We start from the raw sequence: 22,085 nt of genomic DNA, 5'->3' as shown, positions 1-22,085 counted from the left end.
GCGACAGGTCGCCGGTGCGCCCGGACTGCCTCCCGGGCGCACCGACGGCTGTGGAGGGGATCGACGGTCAGGCCCTGGGCACCCTGACGATCAGGGCGTCGCCCTGGCCGCCGCCGCCGCACAGGGCGGCCGCGCCGACGCCGCCGCCGCGGCGCTGCAGCTCCAGCGCCAGGTGGAGCACGATCCGGGCGCCGGACATGCCGATGGGGTGGCCCAGCGCGATGGCACCGCCGTTGACGTTGACCTTGTCGGTGGTGACGCCCAGGTCCTTCATGGACTGGACGGCGACCGCCGCGAAGGCCTCGTTGATCTCGATCAGGTCGAGGTCGCCGACGGTCAGGCCCTCCTTGGCCAGGGCGTGGTTGATGGCGTTGGACGGCTGGGACTGCAGCGAGTTGTCGGGGCCGGCCACATTGCCGTGGGCGCCGATCTCCGCGATCCACTCCAGGCCCAGCTCCTCGGCCTTGGCGCGGCTCATCACGACCACCGCGGCGGCGCCGTCGGAGATCTGCGAGGAGGAACCGGCGGTGATGGTGCCGTCCTTGGTGAAGGCGGGGCGCAGCCGGCCCAGCGACTCCGCGGTGGTCTCGGCGCGGATGCCCTCGTCCTGGCTGAAGAGCACCGGGTCGCCCTTGCGCTGCGGGATCTCCACCGGGACGATCTCGGCCTCGAAGAGGCCGTTCTTCTGGGCCGCCGCGGCGCGCTGGTGGGAGAGGGCGGCGACCTCGTCCTGCGGGCCGCGCTCGATGCCGAGGCGGGTGTTGTGCTTCTCGGTGGACTCGCCCATGGCGATGTTCTCGAAGGCGTCGGTGAGGCCGTCGTGGGCCATGGCGTCCAGCATCTGGATGGCGCCGTACTTGTAGCCCTCGCGGGACTTCGGCAGCAGGTGCGGGGCGTTGGTCATCGACTCCTGGCCGCCGGCCACCACGATGTCGAACTCGCCGGCCCGGATCAGCTGGTCGGCCAGGGCGATGGCGTCCAGGCCCGAGAGGCAGACCTTGTTGATGGTGAGCGCCGGCACGTTCATCGGGATGCCGGCCTTCACCGCGGCCTGACGGGCGGGGATCTGGCCGGCGCCGGCCTGCAGCACCTGGCCCATGATCACGTACTGCACCTGCTCGCCGGTGATCCCGGCCCGCTCCAGGGCCGCCCTGATGGCGAAGGAGCCGAGCTCGGCGCCCGAGAAGTTCTTCAGCGAGCCGAGGAGTCGGCCCATCGGGGTGCGCGCACCCGCGACGATGACAGAGGTGGTGCCGGCGGATCCAGTCATGGAACGAGCCCCTTCGCACGTCATGGCTACGGGCCCCGGCACGGTTCCCGCCGGCCGCGACCCGGTCGTCCTGGGGTCCCCCCGGCCGGAGGCCGGCGGAGGGTCGAGCGGCCGGAGGACCGGGCGGGCGGGGCCCGGGTGAGGGTTTTCGCCCAATGTACTGAGCCGTAACCCCGGCGTCACCGCAGCCGCGGTGTGATCACGGGCACGTCGCCGGCCGGCGCCGCCCGGCCGCCGGGGCGCACCCGTTCCTCAAGTATGGGCACACCCGGGGTGAGACGGGCGGCACCCGGTGTGAGCAGACTCGCAACACGCCCCACTGGCCGCCGCCCCGCCCGATGCGCTGGACTGGGAAGCCCGAACCCTCACGGAGGCCGCCTTGCTGACCCGAATCGACCACATCGGAATCGCCTGCTTCGACCTGGACCGCACGGTGGAGTTCTACCGGTCCACCTACGGCTTCGAGGTCTTCCACAGCGAGGTGAACGAGGAGCAGGGGGTGCGCGAGGCCATGCTGCGCATCAACGGGACGGACGACGGCGGCGCCTCGTACCTCCAGCTGCTGGAGCCCACCCGGGAGGACTCCACCGTCGCCAAGTGGCTGGCCAAGAACGGTGAGGGTGTGCACCACATCGCCTTCGGCACCGCCGATGTGGACGCCGAGGCCGCGGACATCCGGGACAAGGGTGTGCGGGTGCTCTACGACGAGCCCCGCACGGGCTCCATGGGCTCCCGGATCACCTTCCTGCACCCCAAGGACTGCGGCGGCGTGCTCACCGAGCTGGTCACCTCGGCTGCGGGCGGCCACCGGTAGCACCCGGTCCCCCACCGCCCTTGCACCCGGACGGCGCAACCGGCCGGTAACCGCAATCCCCGGCCGGACGACCGGCAACCAGGGAAAAAGCCGGAGGTGGCCGCTACAGGACCCCCTTCCGCGACTACAATGCCGGGGTGCGCCCACGCCCGTGGAGGACGGGCCGCTGAGGCGCAGGCCGGCAGGCGCGCGGACGTAAGGGGAAGAGCAGGGCACTCAGCGTGCGGACGGCGGCTCAAGGCCCTACCGGAGTCTGTCACCATTCTCGGGTAAGGCACAGTTCGCCGAGGAGCTCACCCGGTCGGCGGAGCGGCGCGGTACGGCCGCCGGCCGACCAGGGGCTCCGACCGTGACAGAGGGCCCCTCGTCCCCGGGGAGCCGTCCACCGGCAGCGGGTGCAAGGGCCCGCCGGGGCCGATCCCAGCCAGACAGGGGTCGGATCCGCGCGGGTCGAGGACCGACCAGGAGAGATGGGACCGCGGAGTGCGGGGCTACGACCGCTACGAGGTTGACGATCACCTCTCCAAGTTCGAAGCCGACATGGATCGGCTGCGAACGGAGCGGGACAAGGCCGTCGAGCATGCCGAGGACCTCGGCTACCAGGTGGAGGTCCTCCGGGCCAAGCTGCACGAATCCCGACGGCAGCTGGCTCAGCCGCGCGCGTTCGACTCCGTGGCCGGGCAGGCCGAGCAGTTGCTGCGCACCGCCGAGATGCAGGCCCAGCAGCTGCGGGCGGACGCCGAGCGCCAGGTACGCGAGTCCCAGGCGGCCACCCAGCGGTTGATGGCCGAGGCCGCCGAGCGCAGCGCCCGGATCGAGGCCGAGATGCAGGCCGAGGCGCAGGCCCGCCGGCAGCGTCTCGAGGAGGAGCTGGCAGAGCTGCGGCGCAGTGCCGAGCGGCATGTCAGCGAGAACGTCAACTGGGCCGAGCAGGCCAGGGCGGGCACCGAGCAGGAGGCCCAGCGGCTGCTCCAGGAGTCCCGGATCGAGGCGGAGCGGCTGCTGGCGGCCGCCCGCGCCGAGGCCGCAGCCGTCGCCGACCAGGCCCGCGCCCAGACCGCCGCCGATGTGGAGTCCACCCGCGCCGATGCGGAGCGGGCGCTGCGCCGTGCCCAGGAGCAGGCCGAGCGGCTGCTGCAGGCCGCCGCCGAGCAGGCGCAACAGGCCACCAGCCAGGCCGAGCAGCTGCGCGGCAGCGCCGCCAGCGAGGCGGAGAGCCGGCTGGCCGCGGCCCAGGCGGAGATCGAACAGCTCAAGCAGGACGCCGCGGACGCCGCCCGGCGCGCCGAGCAGGCCCTGGCCCAGTCGCAGGCCGAGGTGGAGCAGCTGCGCGCCGAGGCCGCCGCCGAGGCCGAGCGCGCCCGCCGGGAGGCGGCAGAGCTGCGCGCCGAGGCCGAGCGGGCCGCCGAACAGCTGCAGGCCGACGCCGAGGCGGCCGCGGAGCGGCGGGTCGCCGACACCGAGGCCGCCAGCGAGCAGCGCACCGCCACCGCCAAGTCGGAGATCGCCCGGATGGTGGCCAACGCCACCCGGGAGGCCGAGCGGATCAAGGCCGAGGCGGAGGCCGCCAGGGCCGCGGCGGCCGAGGACGCCGAGCGTTTCGTCGCCGAGGCCGAGGCCAAGGCGGAGGCGCTGCGCTCGGAGGCTCTGGAGCAGGGCCGCAGCGAGGGCGCCAAGGACGCCACGGTGCACCTGGCCAAGGCCGCGCGTACCGCCGAGGAGGTCGTCGCCCGGGCGACCGGAGAGGCCGAGGCCACCCGGGCGGAGGCCGCCGCCGAGGCCGAGCGGATCCGCTCGGAGGCCAAGGCCGAGGTGGAGCGGCTGCGGGCGGAGGCGCAGGCCGCCGCCGAGCAGACGCAGAGCGCCGTCCTGGACGAGACCGCGGACATCCGCGCCCGGATCCAGGAGATGCAGGACCAGGCGGCCCAGCTGCGGGCGGAGGCCGAGCAGCTGCGCGCCGACGCCGCCGCCGAGAGCGAGCGGGCCCGCAGCGAGGGCCGCCGCCAGGCCGTGGTGCAGATCGAGGAGGCGGCGCACAGCGCCGAGGAGCTGCTCACCAGGGCCAAGGCCGACGCCGACGCCCTGCGGGCGGGCGCGGCCGGCGAGGTGGACCGGCTGCGGGAGCACGCCAAGGAGCAGGCCGCCGAGATCCAGAGCCGCGCCGAGCAGGTGCTGGAGCGGGCCCGTACCGAGTCGGACAAGATCACCGCCGAGGCCGACCAGCTGCGCGCCCAGGCGCTGGAGGCCGCCGAGCAGGAGGCCGCCGAGCTGACCCGGCAGGTCACGGAGCGGACCGAGGCACTGCGCCGGGAGGCCGAGGAGTTCTCCACCCTGGTGCGCTCCGAGGCCGAGAGCGCCGCCGCGGCGCTGCGCACCGAGACGGAGGCGGCAGCTCAGGCACACCGGGCGGAGGCCGAGGCCTATGCCCTGGCGCTGCGTGAGGAGGCCGCGCGGGAGCGCGCGGAGGCCGCCGAGGGGCTGCTGCACGAGCGTACCGAGACCGCCCGGCTGCTGGCCGAGGCCGAGAGCGCGGCGCAGGAGGCGGAGCGCGCCGCGGCCGAACTGGCCGCGCAGTCCGCACAGGAGGCGGAGCAGCTGCGGGCAGCGGTGGCCGCCGAGACCGAGGAGCTGCGCACCAGGGCGGCCGCCGAGATCGCCGCCGCCCGCGCCGAGGCCGAGAGCGAGACGGTACGGCTGCGCGTCGAGGCCCAGGCCGAGGCCGAGCGGCTGCACGAGGAGGCCCGCCAGGCCCAGGAGGCCGCGGAGCAGCTGGGCGCCGAGCTGATGGCCGACGCGGAGGCCCGCGCAGCCGCGCTCGCCACCGAGGCGGAGCAGGACCGCAGTGCGGCCCGCGAGGAGGCGGCCCGGCTCACCGCGGAGGCCGCGGAGCAGCTGGAGCACGCCCGTAGCGAGTCCGCCACCTCGCTGGCCGAGGCCGAGCGCCGCGCCGCCGAGCTGGTGGCCGCCGCCGAGGACGAGGCCGCCGCGGTCCGCCAGTCGGTGGCGGGGCTCTACGAGGCGGCGGAGAAGCAGACCGCGCAGCTGCGCGCGGACGCCCAGCGGGAGGCGGCCGAGGTGCGGACCGCCGCCGCCCGGGAGACCGCAGAACTGCGGGCCCAGGTGCAGGCCGAGACCGACAGGCTGCGCGAGGACGCCGCCTCCGAAGCCTCCCGGCTGCATGCCGAGGCCGACGGCTACGCCGCCCGGGTGCGGGCGGAGGCGGAGACCGAGCGGGAGTCCGCCGACGCCTACGGCCGGGCGACCCGCGCCGCCGGCGACGCGGACGCCGCCCGGGCGCTGGGCGAGGCCGAGGAGCTGGCCGCGCTGGTGCGTGCCGAGGCGGACGACTACGCGGTCGCCACCCGGGCCGCGGCCGCCCGTACCCTCGCCGAGGCGGAGGAGCAGGCGGCCGCACTGGTACGGCAGGCGCAGGCGGACGCCGACGCGCTCACCGCCGATGCGCAGACCGCGGCGCTGGCCACCACCGCCGCCGCGGAGGAGCAGGCGGACGCCATGGTCGCCGCCGCCCGCAAGGAGGCCGACCGGCTGGTCGCGGAGGGCACCGCCGAGGGCCAGGCCGCGGTGGAGCGGGCGCGTACCGACGCCGATGCGCTGCTGGCCGAGGCCCGCCGGGACTCCACGGCGATCCGCGAGCGTGCCGAGGAGCTGCGCGACCGTACCGACGCCGAGGTCGAGGCGTTGCACGAGCGGGCCCGCAAGGAGGCCGCCGAGGCGTTGAAGTCGGCGGGCGAGCGGGTCGACAAGCTGGTGGCCGCGGCCCAGGAGCAGCTCACCGAGGCCGAGGAGCAGGCGGTGGAGACCGTGGCGGAGGCCGAGGAGCGCGCCGCCGCCCTGGTCACCGCCGCCGAGGAGCGGGCCGCCGAGCTCGCCTCGGACGCTTCGGCGGAGGCCAGCAAGGTGCGGATCGCGGCGGTGCGCAAGGCCGAGGGGCTGCTGAAGGAGGCGGAGCAGAAGCTCGCCGACTCCGCGGCGGAGGCCGAGCGGCGCCGTACCGAGGCCGACCAGCATCTGGCGACCGCCCAGGAGGAGGCCGAGGAGCGGTTGGAGAAGGCCGCCGCCGAGGTGGAGAAGCGACTCCGGGAGAGCGCCGAGAAGGCCGAGGAGGAGCTTCGTCTCGCGCGCGAGGAGGCGGAGCGGATCGTTGCGGAGGCCCGCGAGGAGGCGCAGAGCGCCACCGACTCGGGCCGGCGGGAGCTCGACGAGCTGGTCCGCCGCCGCAAGGACATCAACACCGAGATCGCGCGGGTCCAGGACGTGCTGTCGGCACTGGAGGCTTTTGAGGCCCCGTCAGTATCCGGGCAGCGCAACGGGGGAAGCAGTACCAAGGCGGGCGGCGCCGGAGGCCGCGACGGGGGCGCCAGAGCAGGGGCCGGAGTGGGCTCCGCACGGTCGGGTGGGAAGCGTGCCGACGGCTCACCACCCGATTGAGCGGACATTCTCCAACAACCGTCGGCTTCCGCTCGATGACACTCCGGTTTCGTGCCAGGATTCCCCCTATCACCTCACCGGTCTTACGACAGGAACCCCATCCCCATGAGCGACACTCACTCTCCGCACGGCTTCGACGTCGTGCGCCGCGGGTACGAGCGCGCCCAGGTCGACGAGCGCATCACCAAGCTGGTCAGCGACCGGGACAGTGCCCTCTCCCGTATCTCGGCGCTGGAGAAGCGCATCGAGGAGCTGCACCTCGAGACCCAGAACGCGCAGGCCGTCGTCACCGACGCGGAGCCCTCCTACGCGGGCCTCGGTGCACGCGTGGAGAAGATCCTGCGGCTGGCCGAGGAGGAGGCCAAGGATCTGCGCGACGAGGCCCACCGGGCCGCCGAGCAGCACCGTGAGCTGGCCGAGGCCGCGGCGCAGCAGGTGCGGTCCGAGGCCGAGTCCTACGCCAAGGACCGCAAGGCCAAGGCCGAGGACGAGGGCCAGCGCATCGTCGACAAGGCCAACAGCGACTCCGCCCAGCTGCGCGCCGAGGCCACCAAGGACGCGCAGAACAAGCGGGAGGAGGCGGACGCCCTCTTCGAGGACACCCGCGCCAAGGCCGCCCAGGCCGCCGCGGACTTCGAGACCAACCTGGCCAAGCGCCGGGAGCAGTCCGAGCGCGACCTGGCCGCCCGCCAGGCCAAGGCGGAGAAGCGGCTGGCGGAGATCGAGCACCGGGCGGAGCAGCTGCGCCTGGAGGCCGAGAAGCTGCGTACCGACGCCGAGCGCCGGGCCCGCCAGACGGTGGAGACCGCCCAGCGCCAGGCCGAGGACATCGTGGCCGACGCCAACGCCAAGGCCGACCGGGTGCGCAGCGAGTCCGAGCGGGAGCTGGCGGCGCTGACCAACCGCCGCGACTCCATCAACGCGCAGCTCACCAACGTCCGCGAAATGCTGGCGACGCTGACCGGTGCCGCGGTCGCGGCCGCCGGTACCGGCGACGACGACCTGGGCCGCAGCGTCCCCGCGCAGCAGAGCCGCTGACGTCGCACCAGTCCCGCAGCGCATCCCCGGCCGCACCCGCCGTGCGGCCGGGGATGCGGCTTTCCGCCCCTTCGGCGTTCCGCCGCACACCACCGGGGCGGCCGGGCGCGCGCCGGGGGCCGGGGCGCGCTCACCCCTGCGGTGGGGTCCCGGGTTCCGCGGCGGTCCGGGCCAGCAGGGAGCGGGCGGCGGCGTTGAAGGCGGCCGGGTCCTCCAGTGCCGTGAGGTGACCGGCACCGGGGATGGTGTGCAGTTCGGCGTCCGCGAGCACCTCGGTCATCGCCCGGGCGTCCGCGAGCGGGGTGATGGCGTCCTCCTCCCCCACCACCACCAGCGCCGGCACGGCCACCTGCGCCAGCACCTCCAGCGAGTCGCCGCGCGCCGCCATCGCCCGCTGCGCCCAGGCCACCGCGGCCGGCGAGGCCTGCGCCATCAGCTCGCGCACCTGCCGGACCACCTCCGGGCGTTCCCTGGCGGTGACGGCGCTGAGCTGAGGGTGGGGCAACTGCTCGTCCAGCAGCAGCTGGACGCTGTCCCTGGCCAGCACCGCGCGGGCGATCCGCTCCCGGTTGTCGCGGGCCTGTCCGGTGTCGGGGGTGGCCTTGGTGTCGGCGAGCAGCAGCCCGGACAGCCGGTCGCCGTGCCTCCGTGCGAAGGCCATGGCCACATAGCCGCCCATGGACAGTCCGCCGACCACGGCCCGTTCCACACCGGCCCGGTCCAGCAGCCGGGCCACATCGTCGGCCAGCAGGTCCAGGGAGGGCGCCTCGTCGCCCTGCGGCGCCCCTCCGAAGCCCCTGAGGTCGGGGGCCAGCACCCGGGCCCGGGTGCCGTCCGGGCCGGGCAGCTCCGCCAGTTGCCGCTGCCACATCCGGGCTGCGAGCGGGAAGGCGTGCAGCAGCACCAGCGGTGTGCCGGTGCCGGAGTCGAGGAGGGAGAGTCGATCGGTCATACGGAGCACCGTAACGGCGTAGGGTGATCGCGATGGATGCGCCGAGTCCACACCCGGGGAGCCAGCCGCGATGATCGAGCTGCACGAGCTGACCAAGCGCTACGGCGACAAGCTGGCCGTGGACCGGCTGAGTTTCGCCATCCCCCCGGGGGTGGTGACCGGGTTCCTGGGTCCCAACGGCGCGGGCAAGTCCACCACCATGCGGATGATCCTCGACCTGGACCGGCCCACCTCGGGCCGGGTCACCATCGACGGCAAGCACTACGCGCAGCTGCGCGAGCCGGTGAAGTACATCGGGGCGCTGCTGGAGGCCAAGGCGGCGCATCCCGGGCGCAGCGCGTACCACCATCTGCTGTGGCTGGCGCAGAGCAACCGGATCCCGGCCCGCCGGGTCGACGAGGTGCTGACGCTGGTCGGTCTGCAGGAGGTGGCGCGCAAGCGGTCCGGGGGGTTCTCGCTGGGCATGGGTCAGCGGCTTGGCATCGCCGCGGCGCTGCTGGGCGACCCGCGGATCGTGATGTTCGACGAGCCGGTGAACGGGCTGGACCCGGAGGGGATCCTCTGGGTGCGCAATCTGATGAAGGGACTGGCGGCCGAGGGCCGTACGGTCTTCGTCTCCTCCCATCTGATGAGCGAGATGGCACTCACCGCCGACCACCTGGTGGTGATCGGCCGCGGGAAGCTGCTGGCCGACCTGCCGATGACCGAATTCATCGACCGCAACTCCCGCTCCACGGTACGGGTCCGCACCCCTGCGCCGGAGGCGCTGCTGGATGCGCTGGCCAGGGCGGACGTGGTGCCGCGGCGGGCCGACGACGGCGCCTTCGAGGTGGACGGCGGCGATGCCGCGCAGATCGGCGAGCTGGCCTCGGCGGCCGGGGTCACCCTGCATGAGCTGAGCCCGCAGCGGGCTTCGCTGGAGGAGGCTTTCATGCGGATGACCGCGGAGTCGGTGGAGTACCAGGCGGGCGCCGAGCCGCCGCCGTACGGTGGTGAGCCCCTGACCGGGCCCCCGCCGGCGTGGGGGGCGGACTGGCAGGAGCGGTGGGGCACCAAGCAGAAGAAGAGGGAGTCCTGACATGGCGGCAGCCGCTGCGGCCCTGCGATCCGAGTGGACCAAGATCCGCACTGTGCGGTCGACCGTGGTCACCCTGGCCGCCGCCTTCGTGGTGACGGTCGGTCTGTCGGCGCTGCTCTGCCTGCTGACCAACCACAACTTCAGCGAGGCCACCCGGAACGCCACCACCCCCTTCGACGCCACCGCCACCAGCTTCGGCGGGATCATCCTGGGGCAGCTGGCGGTGATCGTCTTCGGTGTCCTGGTGATGGGCAACGAGTACAGCAGCGGCATGATCCGGCTGTCGCTGGCCGCCGTGCCCCGGCGGGGCGTGCTGCTCGCCGCCAAGGCCTCGGTGGTGCTGGTGCTGGCGCTGGTGGTGGGGCTGCTGACCAGCTTTGTGTCGTTTCTGCTGGGTCAGGCGCTGCTGGGCTCGCACAGCACCACGCTGGGCGCGCCGCATGTGCTGAGGGCGGTGCTCGGGGCGGGCTTCTACATGACGCTGCTCTGCCTCTTCTCGGTGGGCGTCACGGCGATGCTGCGCAACCAGACGCTCTCACTGGGCATCCTGATGCCGTTCTTCTTCCTGGTCTCGCCGATCCTGTCCGCCGTTCCCAAGGTGAAGACGGTGGCGCGGTACTTCCCCGACACCGCAGGACGGGCGGTGATCTCGGTCTACCAGCCGGCGGACGCCCCGTACGGCCCCTGGACCGGCCTGGGCATCTGCGCCCTGTGGGTGGTGGCCGCGCTGCTCGGCGGCTGGCTGGTGCTCGACCGCCGCGACGCCTGATCCTGTAGAAATCCTGTCACAACCGGGGCTCCCGGGGTTCGGACTGCTGCGCGAGGGGCGCCCTTCGTGATGGGGTGGCACCTCCGACCGCTCCCCGCGCGCAGGCGCCTGCGCAGATCCCCCGAGGACACGCATGATCGAGGCACGCGGCCTCACCAAACGCTACGGCCCCCACACCGCCGTGGACCAGCTCACCTTCCAGGTGCGGCCCGGTGTCGTCACCGGCTTCCTCGGCCCCAACGGCTCCGGCAAGTCGACCACCATGCGGATGATCCTGGGGCTGGACGATCCCACCTCCGGCACGGTCACCATCGGCGGGTACCCGTATCGGCGGCTGCCCAACGCCGGCCGCACGGTGGGCGCACTGCTGGACGCCAAGGCCGTGCACGGCGGACGCAGCGCCCGCAGCCATCTGCTGTCGCTGGCGCAGCTGGCCGGCGTCCCCCGGCAGCGGGTGGACCATGTGCTGGACGTCGTCGGCCTGCGGGATGTGGCGCGGCGCCGGGCGGGGGAATTCTCGCTGGGCATGGGGCAGCGGCTGGGCATCGCCGGCGCCCTGCTGGGCGACCCCGAGGTGCTGCTCTTCGACGAGCCGGTCAACGGACTGGACCCGGAGGGGATCCTCTGGGTGCGCACGCTGATGAAGGGGCTGGCGGCGGAGGGCCGCACGGTCTTCGTCTCCTCGCACCTGATGAGCGAGATGGCGCTCACCGCCGACCACCTGGTGGTCATCGGCCAGGGGCGGCTGCTGGCCGACATGGGCGTCCGAGAGTTCCTGGACCGTCACTCCACCGGGTTCGCCAGGGTGCGCACCCCCGACGGGGCCGGGGAGCAGCGCCGGCTGCTGGCGAAGGTGCTGACCGACGCCGGGGCGCGGACCGAGCCCGAGCCGGACGGCGCCCTGAAGGTCTCCGGGCTGCCGCTGCCGCGGATCAGCGACCTGGCGCACCAGCACGACGTGCGGCTCCATGAGCTGTCACCGCATCAGGCGTCGCTGGAGGAGGCCTATATGCGCCTCACCCAGAGCGAGGTGACCTACCGGTCCGGGGTCCCGGCGGCCGGGGCCGCCGAGGAGCCCTGGGGCACCGCCCCCCACCCGTACGGAACCGCCCCCGGCGGCTTCGGCGAGAGCGAGGTCTGAAGCGATGTCCTTCCCGGCTTCTCCCCCGCAGGTCCCGGCGCAGGGCGCCGCGCCCGTGCCCGGCCGCTTCGTCTCCCCGGTCCCGGTGCAGCGGGCGCATCTGGGTCATGCCCTGGCAGCGGAGTGGACCAAGATCCGCAGTGTGCGCTCGACGGTCTGGACGCTGCTGCTGATGGCCGGTTTCATCCTCGGTGTCGGCGGGATCGCCGTGCTGTACTCGCGCGGTTCCACCAAGCCCGGCGACGACTTCCTGTCACTGGGCTTCGGCGGTTTCCTGATCGGCCAGATCTCGGTGATCGCACTGGGTGTGCTCACCATCAGCTCCGAGTACGGCACCGGTCTGATCCGCACCACGCTCACCGCCTGCCCGCAGCGGCTGCGGATGCTCACCGCGAAGGCGCTGGTCTTCTTCGCGCTGGTCCTCACCCTGGGCACCGGCACCATCGCGCTCTTCGTCCTGCTGGCGTCGGCGGTGCTCGGCGGCACCGCGGGCGCCCCGCCCACCGGCACGCTGGTGCGCACCGTGCTGGGCGGCGGTCTGTACCTGGCGGTGATCGGGCTGATGTCGCTGGCGGTGGGCGCACTGCTGCGGCACAGTGCGGGCGCCATCGCCACCATGATCGGTTTTGTGCTGCTGCCGATCATTCTGGGGCTGTTCGCCGGCGACCGGATCGGGCGGTTCCTGATCGAGTACTCACCGGTCTCCATCTCGGCCGCGATCTTCGGCGAGGCCCTGGACCCGAGTACCAACGGCTGGCAGTTGCTGGGCGTCCTCACCCTGATCACCGCGGTCCTGCTGACGGCGGCCGGGGTCGCGGTCGCCCGGCGGGACGTCTGACCGGCCGCACCGGACGGTCAGTACCGAGGAGCGCCGCGCCCCCGCAGGATGTTGGAGGCGCGGCGCTCCCGTGCGTTCCAGCAGGCCCGGTGCCAGTGCCGCCGGTCGTCGACGCCGGCCCCGTGCATCGGCCAGGCGACCACATGGCCGACACCGGGCGGGATCTCCTGGTCGCAGCCCGGGCAGCGGTAGTGGCGTCCCGCGGTGCCGGCGACCGTCCGTACCACCCAGTCCTCACCCCGGTAGCTCTCGGTGCGCTGCAGCAGGGAGCTGCCGGCGGGGGCACTCGGCTCGTCGGGGCCGTTGTCGGCCCCTCGGGGACGGTTGCGGCGCGGCGACACGGCGGTTCCCTTCCTGGCGGAGGCGGTCGGGGATGGAGCATGATCTGAGCTGCACTCCCCCATCCAGGGTAGGGGGTCCCCGGTGGGCCCATAGCACGCGTCATCCCTGGTCGACGGTGAATCAGGAGATTTCCATCCGTTCTCCTGGGAGTTGAGCCATTTCGCGTGCCAGTGGCACATGACATGGGTTACTCACGTGGTGACGAGGCGGGGCCGCGGGACCCTGCACAACCGAGGGAGAGACCCGATGACCGACACCCGAGCCGCCACCGCCGTCAGCGAGGAGGCCGCGCTCGGTGCCCCCGTGGACGCCATCCGTGCCGGTGCCTTCCTGCTGTCCGCGCAGTTCCCCGGGCAGCGGCACGCCGAGGCGCTGGAGCGCACCGTCAGCGCCGGGGTGGCCGCGGAGCGGGCCGGGCTGGACAGCGTCTGGCTCGCCGAGCACCACTTCGTGCCGTACGGGGTCTGTCCCGACGCCGCCACCCTGGCCGCGCTGCTGCTCGGCCGCACCCGGCGGATCGGCGTGGGCACCGCAGTGAGCGTGCTCTCCACCGCCCACCCGGTGGCGCTGGGCGAGCAGGCCGCGCTGCTGCACCTCACCTCGGGAGGCCGCTTCACCCTCGGGGTGGGACGCGGTGGGCCCTGGGTGGACCTCGATGTCTTCGGCAGCGGTGTCGACGCCTTCGAGTCCGGCTTCCCCGAGCGGCTGGACCTGCTGCTGCGCTGGCTGCGCGGCTCCCGGGTCGGCGCCGACGGCCCGGTCTTCTCCTTCCCCGAGGTCGCCGTGGTCCCCCGCGCCACCGAGCCGCCCGTGCCCGCCCCCGCGACGCTCCACGACACCCACCGTCACACCGAACTGCGGCCCCGTACGCCCTTCCCCCGGCAGCGCTCGGACTCCGCCCGGCTGCCGCTCGCCCCGCACGCTCTCGGGCCGGTCCGCACCGTCCCCGCGGCCGGCGGCCCTCCGCTGGTGGTCGCCTGCACCTCCCGCAACTCGGTGCGGCTGGCCGCGGAGCGCGGGCTGCCGATGCTGCTGGGCATGCACTCCGGCGACGACGACAAGAAGGAGATGGTGGACGCCTACCGTGCGGCCGCCCTGGCGGCCGGCCGCACCCCGGAACAGGTGGCGCGGGCCGAACGCGACCATGTGGCGGCCGGCGTCGCCCAGGTCGCCGACAGCGCCGCGGAGGCACGCGGCACGCTGCTCGCGGCGATGCCGGAGTGGTTCCGGCACGGGCTGGGCGCACACCGCACCGTGGACGGCCGGGAGCGCCGGATGCGCGACCCCCGTGACTACACCGAACTGCTCTGCAACCTGCACTCCGTGGGCGCTCCCCGGCTCTGTGCCGACCGGATGCTGGCCACCGCGGAGCGCACCGGCATCCGCCGCTTCGCGCTGCTGGTGGAGGGGTCCGGGGACCGCACGGCCACGCTGCACAATGTGGCCCGCCTCGGGGCGGAGGTGCTTCCGCTCCTGCGGTGACGCGGCCCCGGGGGCGAAAGCCGCCGCCCCACCGCAGGAGCGGACCGCCGGTCAGCAGTCGCGCAGTTCGGGTGACTGGTTGAGCAGTTGGGCCCGTACGGAGGTGAACCGCTCGTACCGCGCGCCGTCCTCCCCCTCCACGGGGGCGAACACCGCGACTCGGTGGCAGTTCTGGAAGGCGAGGCGGACACCGAAGTGCCGCTGCAGCGCGCCGCGGATGGCATCGCTCGCCAGCGCGCGCAGCAGCTGGCCGCGGGCCTGCTCGTCCGGCGGGGGGACCTGGTTGTCGGCGAAGCCGGTGCCGTCCACCTGGACCTGGGCGACCAGCGAACTGATCAGGTCCCAGGCGTAGGGCAGGGAGGTACGGACGCAGTCGACGAATTCCCTCTCGTCGACCTCGCCTCGCTCGGCCTTCTCGAGCAGGGCCGGTGAGACGTCGAGCGACATGGGTTCTCCTCTCGCCGCCCCGGGCCAGCCCCGGGGCGGTGCGGTGATGGTGCCGTGTCCTGGACAGCTGATGCCGGCACCCGGGCGGCCGCTCGGACGCGCACCGGCTCACCCGGCAGGCTCTCAGCTGGTTCATCGACGGAGCGGTTTCTTCCGGAAACTTCCGCCAAAACCTGGTCTCAAGTCGAGAAATTGGCGCAAAACCCTATCATCCGCCGTCAGATAAGCGCCCCCTTATCCGTCTTAGTGACACACCGTAAGCCACTGAGCACGGAGCCCACCAGGGATCGGCAGACGGATCCGGCCACCCGAACCGGGCTCGACCGGTGCTCGACCCCTGCCCAGGGTCTGACGTCCCGCGCCGCCGGGCGCCCGTCTTTCCGCGACTCGCACCGAATGGCCCCGCGCAGCCCATGCGTGCGACCGTGCGTCTCACCGTCGCGCCCCCAGCGCGCCCATCGCGCCGGAGCAGGGGTCCCGGAGCCCGTAGGCTGGCCCCCATGCGTCTCCTCATCGCCCGCTGCACCGTGGACTACGTCGGCCGCCTCTCCGCCCACCTCCCGCTCGCCAAGCGCCTGGTGATCCTCAAAGCGGACGGCTCCGTCTCGATCCACGCGGACGACCGCGCCTACAAGCCGCTCAACTGGATGTCCCCGCCCTGCACCCTCAAGGAGGCCGAGGGCTCCTGGACGGTCCTCAACAAAGCGGGCGAGAAGCTGATCATCACCCTGGAGGAGGTGCTGCACGACTCCTCCCACGAGCTCGGCGTGGACCCCGGCCTGATCAAGGACGGGGTGGAGGCCCATCTCCAGGAGCTGCTCGCCGACCGCATGGAGGTGCTCGGCGAGGGCTGGACGCTGATCCGCCGCGAGTACCCCACCGCCATCGGCCCGGTGGACATCCTCTGCCGGGACGCCTCCGGCGCCACCGTCGCCGTGGAGATCAAGCGACGCGGGGAGATCGACGGGGTGGAGCAGCTCACCCGCTATCTGGAGCTGCTCAACCGCGACCCGCTGCTGGCTCCGGTCAAGGGCGTCTTCGCCGCCCAGGAGATCAAGCCGCAGGCCCGGGTGCTGGCCACCGACCGGGGCATCGGCTGTGTGGTGCTGGACTACGACGGGCTGCGCGGCATCGAGGACGACAAGTTGAGGCTCTTCTAGCCTCGTTGGCCCGGTCCGGGCGGGCCGCCGGACAGCGGCGGCCCGCCCGGACCACCGGCGGCCTCAGAGGGTCGGCGACTGGTCCGTGGTGGCGGCGCCGCTGGTGACGGTCCCCGGGTCGCTGGGTGAGGGCGGTGTCGAGCTGGGCGGCTCGGACGTCGGCGTGGTGGACGGCGGCGGGCTCGCGGGCTTCGACGACGTGCTCACGGGTGGGGTGGTGGTCTCCGAGGGCCAGCCGGTGGTGGAGCGGGTCGGCAAGGGGGTGCGGCTCGGGCCGTGGCCGCCCCCTCCCTGCCCCGGCTGCTGGGTCACCGGGTCCGTCGCGCCGCCGCCGGTGGTGGTGGTGGAAGCGTCGCCCGGCCCGGCCGTGCCGCTGCCGGCCGGTTCCGTGCCGACCTGTGCGGTGCCGCTGACGGAAGGGGAGGGGGTCGTCGACGCGGATGCCGACCCCGAGGCGGACGGGGAGCCCGGCGAGGCCGAGCCCTCCAGTCCCGCGGCGTCCGTCGGGATGTCCACGTCCACCGAGAAGTCCGGTGTGGTGCTGCTCGGCCCCGGCGGCGTCGCGCTGCCGTCCGCGGCGGTCAGTCCGACCACCGTGCCCAGCGCCGCCAGCACCACCGCACCCGCGCCCGCAACCAGGGCCTTGCCGCGCCGTCCGGTGCGGCCGCCCGCGCTCCCCGTACCCTTGCGCCGCCAGGGGATCTGGCCCATCGAGCGGGTCTGGCCCGCGCCGCCCGCCCCCGGCAGGGCCGCGGCGCCGCTGCCGGCGAGCAGCGTCAGCATCCGGCGCGCCGCAGCGGCCCCGGCGGAGTCGCCCAGCGCACCGCGCAGCGCGACCGCCGCCTCGAACTCGGCCCGCGCCCGGTCCTGCTCCCCCGTCACCAGGGCGAGCACGCCCAGCTCATGGTGGAACCAGGTCTCGTCGGCCACCGCACCGGTGGCACGGGCCGCCTCCAGGCCGAGCCGGAGCGCCTGCTCCCAGGCCCCCCAGCGCAGCGCCAGGGCGAAGGCCGGGGCGGCGGCGCGGGCCAGCAGCACCACGGAGCTGTGCCGGCCGCCGTCGCGGTCCGCGTGCATCGCGGCGATCAGCACCTCGGCCTCGGCCGCGATCTGCTCGGGGCTGACCGAGGCATGACCGACCCACCAGGCGAAGTGCTGGGCCGCGCCCCTGCCGGTGTCGCGTCCGCTCCACTCCGCGGCGAGCAGCGAGCGCACCCCCGTGGTGAGGCGGTGGTGCTCCCCCGCGGAGACCGCGAGGCCGCAGTCGACCAGTTCACGCAGCGCGGTCTCGCCCTGGCCCACGTCGATCAGGGCCGGCAGATGGGGCGCGGTGGGGCACTGACCGCCGAGCGCGACGGCGAGCTCCAGCACGGCGCGGGCGGGGCCGCCGAGGCCGTCGGCGATCCGTACGGCGGGGGCGGCGCTCTCGGCGACCGAGGGCAGCGGCAGGGCCCGCCGCAGGGCCTCCTCCTGGGCGTCCGGGTGGGTGTCCAGGTCGGCGTCGTAGTCGGGGTCGCCGCCGAAGAGGCTGGCGCGCTCCTCGCGGGCGACGGCCAGGGCGTCGGCGGCGACGTCCCGGTGCCGCAGCAGGGCGCCGGCCTGGACGAAGCGCAGCGGCAGCCCCTCGGACTCGAACCACAGATCCACCGCCCAGGCCCGCTCCACCTCGTCCAGCGGACGTCCCGCGAGGGCGGTCAGCAGCTCCAGGGAGGCGTCGCGGGAGAGGAGACCCAGCTCGCTCTCCTCGATCCGCGAGCCGGCCACCGGGGAGGCCACATCCGGGGTGCTGGCGATCAGGAAGGCGCACTCCGGGGCGCTGTCGAGGAGTTCCTCCAGTGCGGCCCCGCCGAAGTCCACGTCGTCGACGACCACGATGGCACCCACCCGGGAGAGCAGCTGCGGCAGGCGGTGCCGGTCCGGACGGTAGCCGGGGGCGCGGTGGGTGGCCGCGAAGAGGTCCTGGAGGAGGTCTGCGAGGCTCCGCCGGTAGCCCGTGAGCCGTACCACCCCGTCGGGCGCCAGGCCCGCGCAGGAGTCCGCCACGGCGCTCAGCAGTGCGCTGCGGCCCGAGCCCTGGGCGCCGGTGATCCGTATGGAGCGGCCCCGGGAGAGCAGCCCGCGCAGCCGCTCCACCTCGGCGCGGCGCTCCAGCAGCGGGGTGCCGCCAGGGCCGGTGCCGAGCACCACCGGAGCGGTCGGCACCGCGGAGTCGGCGCGGGCGCCGCCGGAGCGGGCGAAGGGCTCCGGCTGGGGGGTCCGGTCGGCGGGGCAGAGACGGGCCTCGGATCCGCGCGGGCCGCCGACGCCGACCAGGAAGCGGCCGGCCACGATCTCACCGGTCCGCACCCTTGCGGTCTCCTCGGCGGGAACCGCCAGAGTGGGCAGGGTGTCCCCGGCGCGGACCGCGGGCAGGGTGTCCCCGGCGGGCATCCGGACGGCCGGCAGCGCGGAGGTGTCGCGCTGCTCGTCGGCGCCCTCGGGCTCACCGGGCAGGGAGTCCCCGGGTGATGGCTTCATCGTTGTCGCTCCGCCCCTGTGGACCGGGTCCGGTGGACCGGTCGGCCGCCCTTGCCGCGCACCGCCTCCCGGCGCTGCGGCGGGCCTCTCGATGGCGAACCTTAGACCCTTGCCCCCTGCTGACCAACCCCGGGCTTCAGGCGCGGACCGTGGCCGCTGCCGGGGTGGCGCCGGCGGCGCCCGGAAGGGTGGCTCCACCGGGGTCGCGGACGGCGCCCTCGATGGCCAGGATGCGGTGCAGACGGGTCGCCACCAGCAGCCGCTGGAGCTGCCCGGGGACGGCCCGCAGCACCAGCCTGCGACCGATCCGCCCGGCCCGCCGATGGGTGCCCATGATCACCCCGAGGCCGGTGGCGTCCCAGGAGTCCAGCCCGGCGAGGTCCAGCACCAGGTCTCCCCGGCCGCCGTCCACCGCCTCGTGCAGCACGGCCCGGGCGTCCGCAGCGGTGCGCACGTCGAGGCGCCCTTCGACGGCCAGCTCGGCGTGGTCGCCCGTGATGCGCATGCCCTTTCTCCTCCGCTTTCCTCCCGCACGACCCTGTGCGGCCGGTGGCGCCGCCCCGGGTGCCCGATCCAGGTGTGCTTCTCTCTTCTGACGCCGGACCAGGTGTGCAGGTTGCTGGCAGCCGACGAAATCTGAAGCGAATTCACTCGTCCGGGGGAATATAGAGAGTTCCCTCTTCGCCCCTGGCTCGATTACAGCCCAATCGGGCGCCGGAATCACCCCGTCGCGGCGCAGAGGTGAGCAAGTTCACCCCGGGATGCGCGGCGGCGGACGCCCGTCGCTCCCGGGCGTCCGCCGCACACGATCACTTCGCTTCGTACGGATAGAAACCGCGGCCGCTCTTGCGGCCGAGGTCACCGGCGGTCACCATTCGCGCCATGATCTCCGGCGGGGCGAATTTCTCGTCCTGGGTCTCGGTGTAGATGTTCCGGGTGGCGTTCAGCAGGATGTCGACCCCGGTGAGGTCCGCGGTGGCCAGCGGGCCCATGGCGTGGCCGAAGCCCAGCCGGCAGGCGGTGTCGATGTCCTCGGCGGAGGCCACGCCGGACTCGTAGAGCCTGGTCGCCTCCACCACCAGGGCGGCGATCAGCCGGGTGGTGACGAAGCCGGCGACATCGCGGTTGACCACGATCACCGTCTTGCCGACCCCCTCCGCGAAGGCACGGGCCTCGGCGAGGGTCTCGTCGCTGGTCTTGTAGCCGCGCACCAGCTCGCAGAGCTGCATCATCGGCACCGGCGAGAAGAAGTGGGTACCGACCACGCTCTCGGGCCGCCGGGTGACGGCGGCGATCCGGGTGATCGGGATGGCGGAGGTGTTGGTGGCCAGCACCGCGCCGTCCCGCGCGATGCGGTCCAGCTCGCGGAAGACCTCCTGCTTGACCTCCAGCTTCTCGAACACCGCCTCCACGATCAGGTCGGCGTCGGCCGCAGCCTCCAGGTCCGTGGTGGTGGTGATCCGGCCCAGCGCCGCCTCGGCGTCCCCGGCCGACAGCTTCCCCTTGGCCACAAACCGCTCGTACGAGGCCCGGATGCCGCCCAGACCGCGCTGCAGCGCCTCCTCGGTGACATCCCGCAGCACCACCTCGTACCCGGCCTGCGCCGACACCTGGGCGATACCGGAACCCATCAGGCCGGCACCGACGACGGCGATCCTCTTGCTCACGCTGCTCCTCCCACGTCCCGTCCGGCACTCCGGCCGCGGGCAGGGGTCACCGCCCGAGCCGCGCCGCTCCGGTCGGGACTCTAACGCCGGGGGCCCCGCTGTGGTGAGAATGAGGGGTGTGATCTCCGTCCGGTTCCCCCGCAGGGCCGGACGGCCGCGGCACAGGGGAGGTGGCTGACGGTGAACAGTCTCGATCCGCTGCTGGGGCTCCTGGTGTCGCTGGGCGTGGTCGGGGTGCTGGTGCTGCTGCTGCGCTGGACGTTCAGCGGCGGGAAGTCGCTGGTCGCCCGGGCCCCCCGGCCGGGGCCGCCGGGCGAGTACGGACTGCTGGAGAGCGTGGCCTCGCCGAGGGACGCCGAGGAGGCGCTGCGGCTGACCGGGCTGCTGGACCGCGCGGGGATACGCAGCACCGTGGTGCACACCACCCAGGGCGCGCGGGTGATGGTCTGGTCCGGCGACGCCGTCCGCGCCCGGGGGGTGCTGGCCGGCCCGGCCGCCTGAGGGGCCGGGCCGGCAGGCGCGCGGCCCTCGGACGCCCCTGCGTGCCCGCCCGGCACGGCACGGGGCCGAACGGGTGACCTGGGGCCGATCACCTCGTTGTATGTCTACGCTGCGAGTGACGACAGTGCGCCCCCGAGGAGTACGCCATGGCCGCCGACGGAAGCCTCGCCGCCTTCTACGACAGGTACGACTTTCCCGAAGAGGTGCGGGTGGAGTTCATCGACGGCGAGATCATCATGCAGGCGAATCCGATGATGCTGCACGATGTGCCGGGCCGCACGTTCGTACGCACCGTCCCGGAGCCCTTCGAGGCCTGGTCCGAGCGGGGTGTCCATGTGGGTGACGAGGACCGCCCCAGGCCGGATGTCGTGATCATCAGAGCCGGCGACTGGGCCGACGACATGCGTGACCTGCCGGTCTCCGTAGTGCTCGCCGTGGTCGAGGTCGTGTCCACCGGCCGCGCCGCCATCCGCAGGGACTACGAGGACAAGTTCACCAAGTACCAGGACTGCGGCATTCCGGTGTACGTCATCATCGACCCCAACAACGGCGAGTGGCTGCTGTTCACCCGCGGGGCCGACGGCGCCTACCAGGAAGCGGACCGCGCACCCTTCGGCACGCCGATCCCCTTTCCCGACCCGTTGGGCTTCTCCGTCGACACATCCGCCTTCCACCGCTACCCGGTGGCGTAGCGGTCCGTCAGCGGTTCTCGCCGGGGACCCAGAGGACGTCGCCGCGCTCCTTGTTGGCCACCCGGGCCAGGATGAAGAGCAGGTCGGAGAGGCGGTTGAGGTACTTGGCCGTCAGCGGGTTGATGCTCTCGCCGTGGACCTCGAGGGCGGCCCAGGTGGCACGCTCGGCGCGGCGGACGACGGTGCAGGCCAGGTGCAGATGGGCGGCCCCGGCGATGCCGCCGGGGAGGATGAAGCTGCGCAGCTTCTCCAGCTGCTCCAGGTAGGTGTCGCAGTCGGCCTCAAGACGGTCGATGTAGCTCTGCAGCACGCGCAGCGGCGGGTACTGGGGATTCTCGACCACCGGGGTGGCCAGGTCCGCGCCGACGTCGAAGAGATCGTTCTGCACCCGGGTGAGTACCGTACGGACGTCCTCCGGCAGGTCGCCGACGGCCAGGGCGACCCCGATGGCGGCGTTGGCCTCGTTGGAGTCGGCGTAGGCGATCAGCCGGGGGTCGGTCTTGGTGGTGCGGCTCATGTCGCCCAGCGCGGTGGTGCCGTCGTCGCCGGTGCGGGTGTAGATCCGGGTGAGGTTGACCATGGCTGCAGCCTACCGAGCGGTAGCCCGGGCCGTCAGGCCACGTTGACCCGCTGCCCGGGCGGGGCGGCCTCCAGCCACGCCAGGAAGCCGGTGAGGGCGTCCTCGCTCATGGCGAGCTCCAGCGGTGCCCCCCGGTGCAGACAGCGCAGCACCACCGAACCCGACAGCAGGGCCAGCTCCTCCTGCCCGGCGGGGTAGCGGCGGCCCAGCACCTCGATCTCGGAGCGCGGCAGCACCCGCCGGGGGCGCGGTGCATAGGAGAAGACCCGGAACCACTCGATGGAGTCGCCGCTGTAGCGGGCGATACCGAAAACCCACCCCTTGCCGTCGGCCGGGTGGGCCGGGGCG

General features: G+C 73.8%; 20 protein-coding genes. 11 read left to right on the top strand and 9 right to left on the bottom strand.

The genetic code is table 11. From position 1 onward, the window contains the following. Positions 1–67 precede the first annotated feature (67 nt). On the bottom strand, positions 68–1,270 hold the full coding sequence (locus AOK09_RS17415) for an acetyl-CoA C-acetyltransferase (protein ID WP_079063150.1): 1,203 nt from the start codon (positions 1,268–1,270) through the stop codon (positions 68–70). 379 nt (positions 1,271–1,649) lie between these two features. On the opposite strand from AOK09_RS17415, the gene mce reads away from it, so the two are divergent. From mce to AOK09_RS17400, 3 genes are all read left to right on the top strand, one after another. Continuing rightward, positions 1,650–2,084: a methylmalonyl-CoA epimerase gene (mce, locus tag AOK09_RS17410; protein ID WP_055588129.1), complete on the top strand. Its 435-nt coding sequence runs from the start codon at positions 1,650–1,652 to the stop codon at positions 2,082–2,084. Positions 2,085–2,567: 483 nt separating this feature from the next. Next, positions 2,568–6,533 (top strand): hypothetical protein, encoded by a 3,966-nt coding sequence (locus AOK09_RS17405; protein WP_055588128.1) that lies wholly within the window; start codon positions 2,568–2,570, stop codon positions 6,531–6,533. Positions 6,534–6,638: 105 nt separating this feature from the next. Next, positions 6,639–7,571, top strand: coding sequence for a coiled-coil domain-containing protein (locus AOK09_RS17400; protein WP_055588127.1), 933 nt, complete (start codon positions 6,639–6,641; stop codon positions 7,569–7,571). A 130-nt stretch (positions 7,572–7,701) separates the two neighbouring features. Here AOK09_RS17400 and AOK09_RS17395 read toward each other — a convergent pair whose 3' ends face one another. Then, positions 7,702–8,523, bottom strand: a complete 822-nt coding sequence (locus AOK09_RS17395) for an alpha/beta fold hydrolase (RefSeq protein ID WP_055588126.1) — start codon at positions 8,521–8,523, stop codon at positions 7,702–7,704. A gap of 70 nt (positions 8,524–8,593) precedes the next feature. Between AOK09_RS17395 and AOK09_RS17390 the strand changes: the two genes are divergently transcribed. The 4 genes from AOK09_RS17390 to AOK09_RS17375 all read left to right on the top strand — a co-directional run bounded on the left by AOK09_RS17390 (position 8,594) and on the right by AOK09_RS17375 (position 12,349). Then, entirely contained in the window at positions 8,594–9,601 is a 1,008-nt protein-coding gene (locus AOK09_RS17390; RefSeq protein WP_055588125.1) for an ATP-binding cassette domain-containing protein, read from the top strand. A 1-nt stretch (position 9,602) separates the two neighbouring features. Then, on the top strand, positions 9,603–10,370 hold the full coding sequence (locus AOK09_RS17385; RefSeq protein WP_055588124.1) for an ABC transporter permease: 768 nt from the start codon (positions 9,603–9,605) through the stop codon (positions 10,368–10,370). A gap of 133 nt (positions 10,371–10,503) precedes the next feature. Next, a complete protein-coding gene (locus AOK09_RS17380; protein ID WP_079063149.1) occupies positions 10,504–11,511 on the top strand; it encodes an ABC transporter ATP-binding protein in 1,008 nt (335 codons plus the stop codon). Between the two features lie 4 nt (positions 11,512–11,515). Then, positions 11,516–12,349, top strand: a complete 834-nt coding sequence (locus AOK09_RS17375) for an ABC transporter permease (protein ID WP_055588123.1) — start codon at positions 11,516–11,518, stop codon at positions 12,347–12,349. A gap of 17 nt (positions 12,350–12,366) precedes the next feature. Here the strand turns inward: AOK09_RS17375 and AOK09_RS17370 are convergent, their stop codons facing one another. After that, on the bottom strand, positions 12,367–12,690 hold the full coding sequence (locus AOK09_RS17370; protein ID WP_055588122.1) for a hypothetical protein: 324 nt from the start codon (positions 12,688–12,690) through the stop codon (positions 12,367–12,369). A gap of 313 nt (positions 12,691–13,003) precedes the next feature. Here AOK09_RS17370 and AOK09_RS17365 point away from each other — a divergent pair, with 313 nt between their 5' ends. After that, the gene (locus tag AOK09_RS17365) at positions 13,004–14,173 is read left to right on the top strand and encodes an LLM class flavin-dependent oxidoreductase (protein ID WP_055588139.1); all 1,170 of its coding nucleotides are present in this window, start codon (positions 13,004–13,006) and stop codon (positions 14,171–14,173) included. 51 nt (positions 14,174–14,224) lie between these two features. Here the strand turns inward: AOK09_RS17365 and AOK09_RS17360 are convergent, their stop codons facing one another. After that, complete coding sequence (locus AOK09_RS17360) at positions 14,225–14,620, bottom strand: SCO5389 family protein (protein ID WP_055588121.1); 396 nt, start codon at positions 14,618–14,620, stop codon at positions 14,225–14,227. A 500-nt stretch (positions 14,621–15,120) separates the two neighbouring features. Here AOK09_RS17360 and nucS point away from each other — a divergent pair, with 500 nt between their 5' ends. Next, positions 15,121–15,780, top strand: a complete 660-nt coding sequence (gene nucS / locus AOK09_RS17355) for an endonuclease NucS (RefSeq protein WP_055588120.1) — start codon at positions 15,121–15,123, stop codon at positions 15,778–15,780. A 63-nt stretch (positions 15,781–15,843) separates the two neighbouring features. On the opposite strand, the gene AOK09_RS17350 is transcribed toward nucS, so the two are convergent. From AOK09_RS17350 to AOK09_RS17340, 3 genes are all read right to left on the bottom strand, one after another. Next, positions 15,844–18,297, bottom strand: a complete 2,454-nt coding sequence (locus AOK09_RS17350) for an ATP-binding protein (protein WP_055588119.1) — start codon at positions 18,295–18,297, stop codon at positions 15,844–15,846. A gap of 136 nt (positions 18,298–18,433) precedes the next feature. Continuing rightward, the gene (locus tag AOK09_RS17345) at positions 18,434–18,802 is read right to left on the bottom strand and encodes an STAS domain-containing protein (RefSeq protein ID WP_055588118.1); all 369 of its coding nucleotides are present in this window, start codon (positions 18,800–18,802) and stop codon (positions 18,434–18,436) included. Positions 18,803–19,106: 304 nt separating this feature from the next. Beyond that, positions 19,107–19,964, bottom strand: coding sequence for a 3-hydroxyacyl-CoA dehydrogenase family protein (locus tag AOK09_RS17340; RefSeq protein ID WP_055588117.1), 858 nt, complete (start codon positions 19,962–19,964; stop codon positions 19,107–19,109). A 180-nt stretch (positions 19,965–20,144) separates the two neighbouring features. Between AOK09_RS17340 and AOK09_RS17335 the strand changes: the two genes are divergently transcribed. Both AOK09_RS17335 and AOK09_RS17330 read left to right on the top strand, forming a co-directional pair. Next, positions 20,145–20,465, top strand: a complete 321-nt coding sequence (locus AOK09_RS17335; RefSeq protein WP_217698443.1) for a hypothetical protein — start codon at positions 20,145–20,147, stop codon at positions 20,463–20,465. A gap of 146 nt (positions 20,466–20,611) precedes the next feature. Further along, positions 20,612–21,157, top strand: coding sequence for a Uma2 family endonuclease (locus AOK09_RS17330; protein WP_055588115.1), 546 nt, complete (start codon positions 20,612–20,614; stop codon positions 21,155–21,157). A 7-nt stretch (positions 21,158–21,164) separates the two neighbouring features. Here AOK09_RS17330 and AOK09_RS17325 read toward each other — a convergent pair whose 3' ends face one another. Both AOK09_RS17325 and AOK09_RS17320 read right to left on the bottom strand, forming a co-directional pair. Further along, positions 21,165–21,737 carry a cob(I)yrinic acid a,c-diamide adenosyltransferase gene (locus AOK09_RS17325; RefSeq protein ID WP_055588114.1) on the bottom strand — a complete coding sequence of 191 codons (573 nt, stop codon included), beginning with the start codon at positions 21,735–21,737 and terminating at the stop codon, positions 21,165–21,167. A 32-nt stretch (positions 21,738–21,769) separates the two neighbouring features. Next, positions 21,770–22,085: DUF2550 domain-containing protein (locus AOK09_RS17320; protein ID WP_157875927.1), on the bottom strand; the 316-nt coding region annotated here is incomplete at its 5' end.

The sequence above is a fragment of the Peterkaempfera griseoplana genome, assembly GCF_001418575.1.
GTDB classification, from domain to species: domain Bacteria; phylum Actinomycetota; class Actinomycetes; order Streptomycetales; family Streptomycetaceae; genus Peterkaempfera; species Peterkaempfera griseoplana.
The sequence above is the reverse complement of the archived record's forward strand: the minus strand, read 5'-3'. Positions and strand labels throughout refer to the sequence as shown.

What these genes read in the sequence shown, in the direction of transcription:
- AOK09_RS17350 (WP_055588119.1), bottom strand. Translation starts at nt 18,297, where the DNA reads ATGAAGCCATCACCCGGGGACTCCCTGCCCGGTGAGCCCGAGGGCGCC.
- AOK09_RS17390 (WP_055588125.1), top strand. Translation starts at nt 8,594, where the DNA reads ATGATCGAGCTGCACGAGCTGACCAAGCGCTACGGCGACAAGCTGGCC.
- AOK09_RS17325 (WP_055588114.1), bottom strand. Translation starts at nt 21,737, where the DNA reads ATGGTCAACCTCACCCGGATCTACACCCGCACCGGCGACGACGGCACC.
- AOK09_RS17385 (WP_055588124.1), top strand. Translation starts at nt 9,603, where the DNA reads ATGGCGGCAGCCGCTGCGGCCCTGCGATCCGAGTGGACCAAGATCCGC.
- AOK09_RS17415 (WP_079063150.1), bottom strand. Translation starts at nt 1,270, where the DNA reads ATGACTGGATCCGCCGGCACCACCTCTGTCATCGTCGCGGGTGCGCGC.
- AOK09_RS17345 (WP_055588118.1), bottom strand. Translation starts at nt 18,802, where the DNA reads ATGCGCATCACGGGCGACCACGCCGAGCTGGCCGTCGAAGGGCGCCTC.
- AOK09_RS17395 (WP_055588126.1), bottom strand. Translation starts at nt 8,523, where the DNA reads ATGACCGATCGACTCTCCCTCCTCGACTCCGGCACCGGCACACCGCTG.
- AOK09_RS17330 (WP_055588115.1), top strand. Translation starts at nt 20,612, where the DNA reads ATGGCCGCCGACGGAAGCCTCGCCGCCTTCTACGACAGGTACGACTTT.
- AOK09_RS17360 (WP_055588121.1), bottom strand. Translation starts at nt 14,620, where the DNA reads ATGTCGCTCGACGTCTCACCGGCCCTGCTCGAGAAGGCCGAGCGAGGC.
- AOK09_RS17380 (WP_079063149.1), top strand. Translation starts at nt 10,504, where the DNA reads ATGATCGAGGCACGCGGCCTCACCAAACGCTACGGCCCCCACACCGCC.
- AOK09_RS17375 (WP_055588123.1), top strand. Translation starts at nt 11,516, where the DNA reads ATGTCCTTCCCGGCTTCTCCCCCGCAGGTCCCGGCGCAGGGCGCCGCG.
- nucS (WP_055588120.1), top strand. Translation starts at nt 15,121, where the DNA reads ATGCGTCTCCTCATCGCCCGCTGCACCGTGGACTACGTCGGCCGCCTC.
- AOK09_RS17400 (WP_055588127.1), top strand. Translation starts at nt 6,639, where the DNA reads ATGAGCGACACTCACTCTCCGCACGGCTTCGACGTCGTGCGCCGCGGG.